This is a genomic window from Streptomyces sp. URMC 123, assembly GCF_051386515.1.
GTDB lineage: Bacteria > Actinomycetota > Actinomycetes > Streptomycetales > Streptomycetaceae > Streptomyces.
Genome location: NZ_JBPQTV010000361.1, coordinates 1 through 6,188 on the forward strand (window position 1 = coordinate 1; position 6,188 = coordinate 6,188).

Consider the following 6,188-nt stretch of genomic DNA (forward strand, 5'->3'; position numbering starts at 1 on the left):
GATCCACACCGTCCCGCCGACCGGCGGGGGGCCGCCGCTCCGCTGCCGCCGGCGGACGGCGGGACGGTGTGGATCGTGGCGGGCGAGGTCGCGGGCGGCGGCGCTCGGGCGCGTACCGTCCCCCGTCCGGACGACATCGGTGAACCCGCACTCCGCGAGCAGGCCCGGCCAGCGCGAAGCCGGCAGCAACAGCGTGTCCGGCCGCAGTTCCAGGTCGGTGCGGTTCCAGAAGCTCTCCAGGGTGCCGAAGAACGGGACCAGGAGGTACGGGTCGTGCATCTCGAAGGCGAGCAGTTGCCCCCCGGGGGCCAGCAGCCGGTTCAACCGGCGCAGCGCGGCGGCCAGGTCCTTCGCCGTGTGCAGGGCGTTGGCGCCCACGACCAGATCGAAGCAGCCCTCGGCGAAGCCCTGCTCGGCCGGGTCGAGATCGAGGTCGAAGGTCCGGTACTCGACGAAGTCGTGGTCGGCGAACCGCCGCTCGGCCCGGCTCGGGAACAGCGGGGAGACATCCGTGAAGACATAGCGGGTGCGCTCGGGCGGCAACAGCGGCAGCAGGGCCGCCGTGGTGCCGCCCGTGCCGGCGCCGACCTCCAGGACGCGCAGCGGACGGTCGGCGGGCCACCGGTCCACCATCACCGACAGCAGCGCCTGGAGCACCCGGTTGTGGAAGCGGCACCAGGGCGCGATGTCGAAGAACTGCTCCAACAGCTCGGCCTCGCCCTCGGCGAACGACTCCATGGGGTCCTTCGTCCCCTGGAGAACGCCCGCCATGTCCGCGAAACGGGACGATGCCAGGGTGATCGGCGCCACATCGGCGGGGTAGTCGGCCGCCATCCGCCGCAGCACTTCCTCCACGGGGAACTCCTGGGCGGTCAGCCGCCACCCGCCCACCGGCTCCCGCTCGACCAGCCCATGGCGCTCCAGGAACGGCAGCATCAGCGCGCACAGCCGCCGGTGGGCGTCCTTCCCGGTGGGGACGAGATCGTCGACGGTGAACGGCGCGACCGGATCGGTCAGCAGCGCGTGGCAGGCCCGGGCGAAACCGAGCGCGATGCCTTCCCGCTCCATGCGCTCGCGGCGGGCGCCGCCCGGCCAGCGCCTCGCCCGGCGCAACGCGTCGACGCGCGGCGCCGCGGCGGCCAGGGTCTCGGAGGGGGCGGGCAGCGGGGAGCGCTGACCGGACGCCTCCGGCCACGGCGCGGCCCGCAGCACGCTGCGATGGCGGATCAGCGGGGTGGCGCCGAGGCCGGAGAAGCGCCGCAGCCGGCAGCCCTCCACCTCGGCCGCCACCGCGCCTTCCTCGTCGACGACCGTGATGTCCCAGCAGACCTCCGTCTCCGTGCGCCCCCGCTCGCGCACCCGCACCAACCCCCGCGGGCCGGGCGCCCGCCACACCCGTACGGCGTCGACGGCCCCCGGCAGATAGGCGTGCCCCCGCGCGATGGCGTCGGCCATCAGTGGCAGCCCCGCCTGGAGCGCGCCGTCGAGCAGCGCCGGGTGGATCTCGTAGGCGTCGGAGGGCGCCTCGTGCCGATAGGCGGCGAGGACCTCGTCGTCGCCCACGCGCAGCTCGCACAGCGTGCGGAAGGCCGGTCCGTAGTCGAGACCGGCCGCCGCCGCGGCGCGGTAGAGGGCTTCGGGGTCCGCCGGTTCGGCGCACCGCTCGCGCACCGCCGCGAGGTCGAGGGGGTCGGGTCGGCGCCGCAGCAGCCGGCGCACCCGGCACCGGGCGTGCCGGGTCGGCTCGCCCGTCCGCCCGGTGACACAGGCGACGACGACCGCGCCGTCCTCGGGGGCGCAGGTGAGCTGCAGCCGTGTGTGCACGGGGTTGTCCCACGGCACCACGAGGGCGCGGGTGATCTCCAGGTGCAGCACCTCGGCGGCGGCGCCCAGCACCCGCCGGCCCGCGGCCAGGGCCATCTCCACGTACCCGGTCGCGGGCAGCACCACCGACCCGCCGACCCGGTGGTCCGCCAGCCAGGGGACGAGCACCGGTTCCACCGGCCCGCTCCAGGTCGGCAGGGGGACCGCGAGCCGGTCCCCGAGCAGCGGATGATCCACCCCGCCGTCCCGGAAGGTCTCGTTCCAGACGCCGGGGGAGCCGGTCCAGTGCCGCTCCCGCTGCCAGGGGTAGGCGGGCAGGTCGGCGACGCGGCCGGGCACCGGGAAGTGCGTGTCCCAGTCCAGGTCCGCGCCGGCGGCGGCCAGGGCGGCCACGGCGGTGCGCAGCGCGGCCGGGCCGTCGCCGCCCCGGACGAGGGTGGGCACGACGGCCACGGGCGTCGGGCGCTTCTCCGTCAGCCGCCGCAGATAGGGCCGCAGGGTCGGGTGCGGGCCGATGTCGACGAACACGTCGTACCCGTCCTCCAGCAGACCCTCCACCGCCGGGGCGAACCGCACGGGCTGGCGCACGTTGCGGCACCAGTACTCCGCGTCGAGCTCCGTCCCCTCGACCGGGCCGCCGGTCACGGTGGAGACCATCGGCACGCGGGCCGGCGCCGGGCACAGCCCGTCCAGCGCCGCCTTCAGGGGCAGCTCGACGGGGTCCATGGCCGAGCTGTGGAAGGCGTGGTCCACGTCCAGCGGGGCGCAGGCCACGCCCCGGCCCGTCAGGTCGGCCACCAGGGCGGCCAGTTCGTCCTCGGGCCCCGACACCGTCACATCGCGGCCGGTGTTCACACAGGCGACCGTGAGCCCCGGACGGTCCTCGATCACTTCCCGGGCCCGCTCCCAGGGCAGCGACACGGCGGCCATGCGGCCGGAACCGGCGGTCGCGGCCTGGGCCTTGCCGCGGGCGGCGATCACCCGGACGGCCTGCTCCAGTGTCAGGGCCCCCGCCACATGGGCCGCGGCGATCTCGCCCACGCTGTGCCCCAGCACGGCCGCCGGCCGCACGCCCTGCCGCCGCAACACCTCCACCAGGGCCACCTGGACGGCGAACAGGAGGGGTTGCGCGAACTCGGTGGCCCCCAGGCGGTCCGCGAGCGAGGGGTCGGTCAGGGCCTCGGTCACCGACCACCCCGTACGGGCGGACAGCAGCGCGTCGACGGTGTCCACGGCCTCCCGGAAGACGGGGTCCGCGGCCAGCAGGTCCGCCCCCATGCCGGCCCACTGGGCGCCATTGCCGGAGAAGGCGAAGACGACACGGCCGCGGGCGACGCCGTCGGCCACCGCGGCGCCGCCCTCGCCGGTCCCGGGCGTGGGTTCCTGATCGGGCCCGGTCTCCCGAACGGGTTCGGCTTCGGATTCCCGTACGGGGTTGGCGGGCCGCTGCCCGTTCACCGCTGGGGCCGTCCCCGGGGCCTCGAACGGCTCGGACGCCGCGGGCGCCTCGGACGGCGTCTCGGGTGGCGCGTCGGACGGGCGGGTGGCCTCCGAGGTCCCGTTTGCCGTGGAGGGCTCGGCCGCTTCCGCCGAAGGCGCGGGGTCGAGCGCCGCGGCGAGGCCGTCGAGCCGCCGGGCGGCCTGCGCGGGCCCGTCGGCGAGCACCGCCGCGCGGTACGGGTGCGCGCCCCGCCGCCGGGAGGCGGTCCAGGCCAGATCGTAGAATTCCGCGGAGGCCGCGTCCGCCATGCGCCGGGCCATCCGGCGGACCGCCTCCGCGAGCGCCGCACGGGATCGGGCCGACACCACCACCGGGCGGGCCCTCCCCGGCACACCGTCGGACGGCGGCGCCTCGGCCCGTACGGCAGTGGGCGGCGCCTCGGCCCGTACGGCGGTGGGCGGCGGCGCCAGGATCACATGCGCGTTCGCCCCGCCGAAGCCGAAGGAGTTCACGCCCACCACCGTCCGCGCGCCGACGGCCAGTTCGCGCGGCTCGACCGCCGGAGCCAGCCGCAGTGCCGCGAAGTCGACCCGGGGGTGGGGCGGGAGGGCGTGCAGCGTGGGCGGCACCACCCCGTGGCGCAGCACCAGCAGCGCCTTGAGCAGCCCCGCGATGCCCGACGCGGGCTCCAGGTGCCCGAGATTCGACTTGATCGAGCCGATCGGCAGCTCACCGCCCGTACGACCGCTGCCGAGCGCCCGCCCGATGGCCTCGCACTCGATGGGGTCGCCGACCGGGGTCCCGGTGCCGTGCGCCTCCACATAGCCGATCTCGTCCGGGGCCACGCCCGCCCGCGCGTACACCTGCCGCAGCAGCCGCTCCTGCGCCTCCATCCGGGGCAGGGCCAGCCCCGGGGTGCGGCCGTCGCAGTTGACGGCGCTGTCCACGATGACCGCGTGGACGCGGTCGCCGTCGGCGATGGCGTCGGCCAGCCGCTTGAGCACCACGAGCCCGCCGCCCTCGGCGCGCACATAGCCGTCGGCGCCGGCCGAGAACGAGCGGCACCTGCCGGTGGGGGAGAGCATCGACGCCTGGGAGAAGCCCACGTAGTGGTAGGGGCACAGGAGAAGGTTCACGCCGCCGACGAGCGCCGCGCGGCAGGCACCGGCCAGCAGGGTCTGACAGCCCTGGGCGAGCGCCACCAGGGAGGAGGAGCACGCGGTGTCCACGGACAGGCTGGGCCCGCGCAGGTCCAGGGCGTGCGAGATGCGATTGGCGGCGATCGAGGAGGCCGCGCCGGACATGGTGTACGCGTTGACGTCCTCGATCGTGACCATCTGCATCGCGCCGTAGGAGTGGTCGGAGATGCCGACGAGGACGGCCGTGTCCGAACCCGCGAGCGCCGCCGGGGCGATGCCGGCGTCGTCGCAGGCCTCGGTCGCCAGCTCCAGCAGCAGCCGCTGCTGCGGGTCCATCTGGGCGGCCTCCTTCGGCGAGATGCCGAAGTAGGCGGCGTCGAAGCCGCTGATGTCGTCGAGGAACCCGCCCGCGTCCGTATAGCTCTTCCCCGGGCGCGGCATCGACGGGTCCACATAGCGCTGCGCGTCGAACCGGTCGGCCGGCACCCGTGTGATGAGGTCCCGGCCCTCGATCAGGGCCCGCCACAGCCCGTCGAGGTCCGTGATCCCTCCCGGCAGGCGGCACGAGGCCCCCACCACCGCGATCGACCGCTCGGCACGGTCGGGCCCGCATCCGTCGACGCCCATGGGAAACCGCCCTTTCCCGAGAGACAGCAAGAGAACAGCAGGGGGACAGGAAGAGGTGAGGAAAGGTGAGGAAAAGTGAGGACAAGGAGAAGGAACGCGAGGAGCGGGCGGGGGAAGGCGAAAGGACGTGCGCCCAGGGGGCGGAGAGATCAGCGGTGCCGCTCGACCGGCTTTCCGTGGCGCCGCGGTCGTCGCCACGGCATGTGGTTAGTGATAGCCGCCAGCCAGGGAGATAAACGGATAGCAACTCTTTCGCGTGAACCTGGCGAAAGTGCGGGCGATTGCGTCAACCGGCTGTCGGCGTGGGAGAGTTGGCGTCCGGCTGCGGCGCCGGCCGGTGGGTGGCGCTCGCGGGCGCCGCACCGTCCCGCGCCGGCTCCTCGGGGGTGGGGGGCGGCTGATGGGCGCTCGGGCCCTCGATGGGTGGCAGGATCAGCGGGGCCACACAGGCCGCGAACGGCCGCCGCGCCGCGAGGGCGGAGCCGGCCAGGGCCGCCGCCACCACGCTCGCCCCCACGACCCAGCCCAGCGAGGTCACCAGCAGGGCGGCCACGACGGCCGCGCCCAGACAGGGACCCAGCACGGCGAAGACCGCCAGCCCCACCGGGAAGAGCCCGGAGAGGGGATCGGCGTCCCCCAGCGCGCGGGCGCCCCGCGCGTACCAGTGCACGGCCAGGGCCAGCAGTGCCGGAATGAGCACCAGGCCCATGCCGCCCAGGGTCCGGGCCACGTCGGAGGTCAGCCAGTCCATCACGCGCCCGGCGAGCGGCATGTCGTCGAAGTGCCGGAAGACGGACGGCTCGGTGGAGAGGAACCGCTGGTAGCCGGTGCCGTCCCAGCCGTGCACCAGCAGGAAGAACACGACGAAATAGGGGACGAGCAACTGGGCGCACGCGGCGCCCGGCCGCTCCCGGACGAGCAGCCGGCGGCTCACCTCGAAGCCGACGACCCCCATGCCGACGTTCGTGGCGGCGAAGCCGGCGACGAGCCACCCGGGGAGCCCGGCCTGGGCGTGCATCGTCTCCCAGCTCGGGAACCGCCAGAGCAGCCAGACGCCACTGGGGGAGAACAGCAGCGCGAGGTAGAGCAGCGCCCCGCACAGATACGGGTTGGCGAAGTCGCCCGGCCCCCAGCCCGGCCCCCACCCCGGGGAGCGC

2 protein-coding genes are annotated in these 6,188 nt (G+C 75.3%); both read right to left on the reverse strand.

Annotation, left to right across the window (positions count from 1 at the left end; genetic code table 11):
* Nucleotides 1-5,031 (reverse strand): beta-ketoacyl synthase N-terminal-like domain-containing protein (locus ACSNOD_RS27185; RefSeq protein ID WP_436769715.1); only part of this gene is annotated, 5,031 nt, incomplete at its 3' end.
* Between the two features lie 286 nt (nt 5,032-5,317).
* The coding region (locus tag ACSNOD_RS27190; RefSeq protein ID WP_436769716.1) for a hypothetical protein at nt 5,318-6,188 on the reverse strand (871 nt) is incomplete at its 5' end.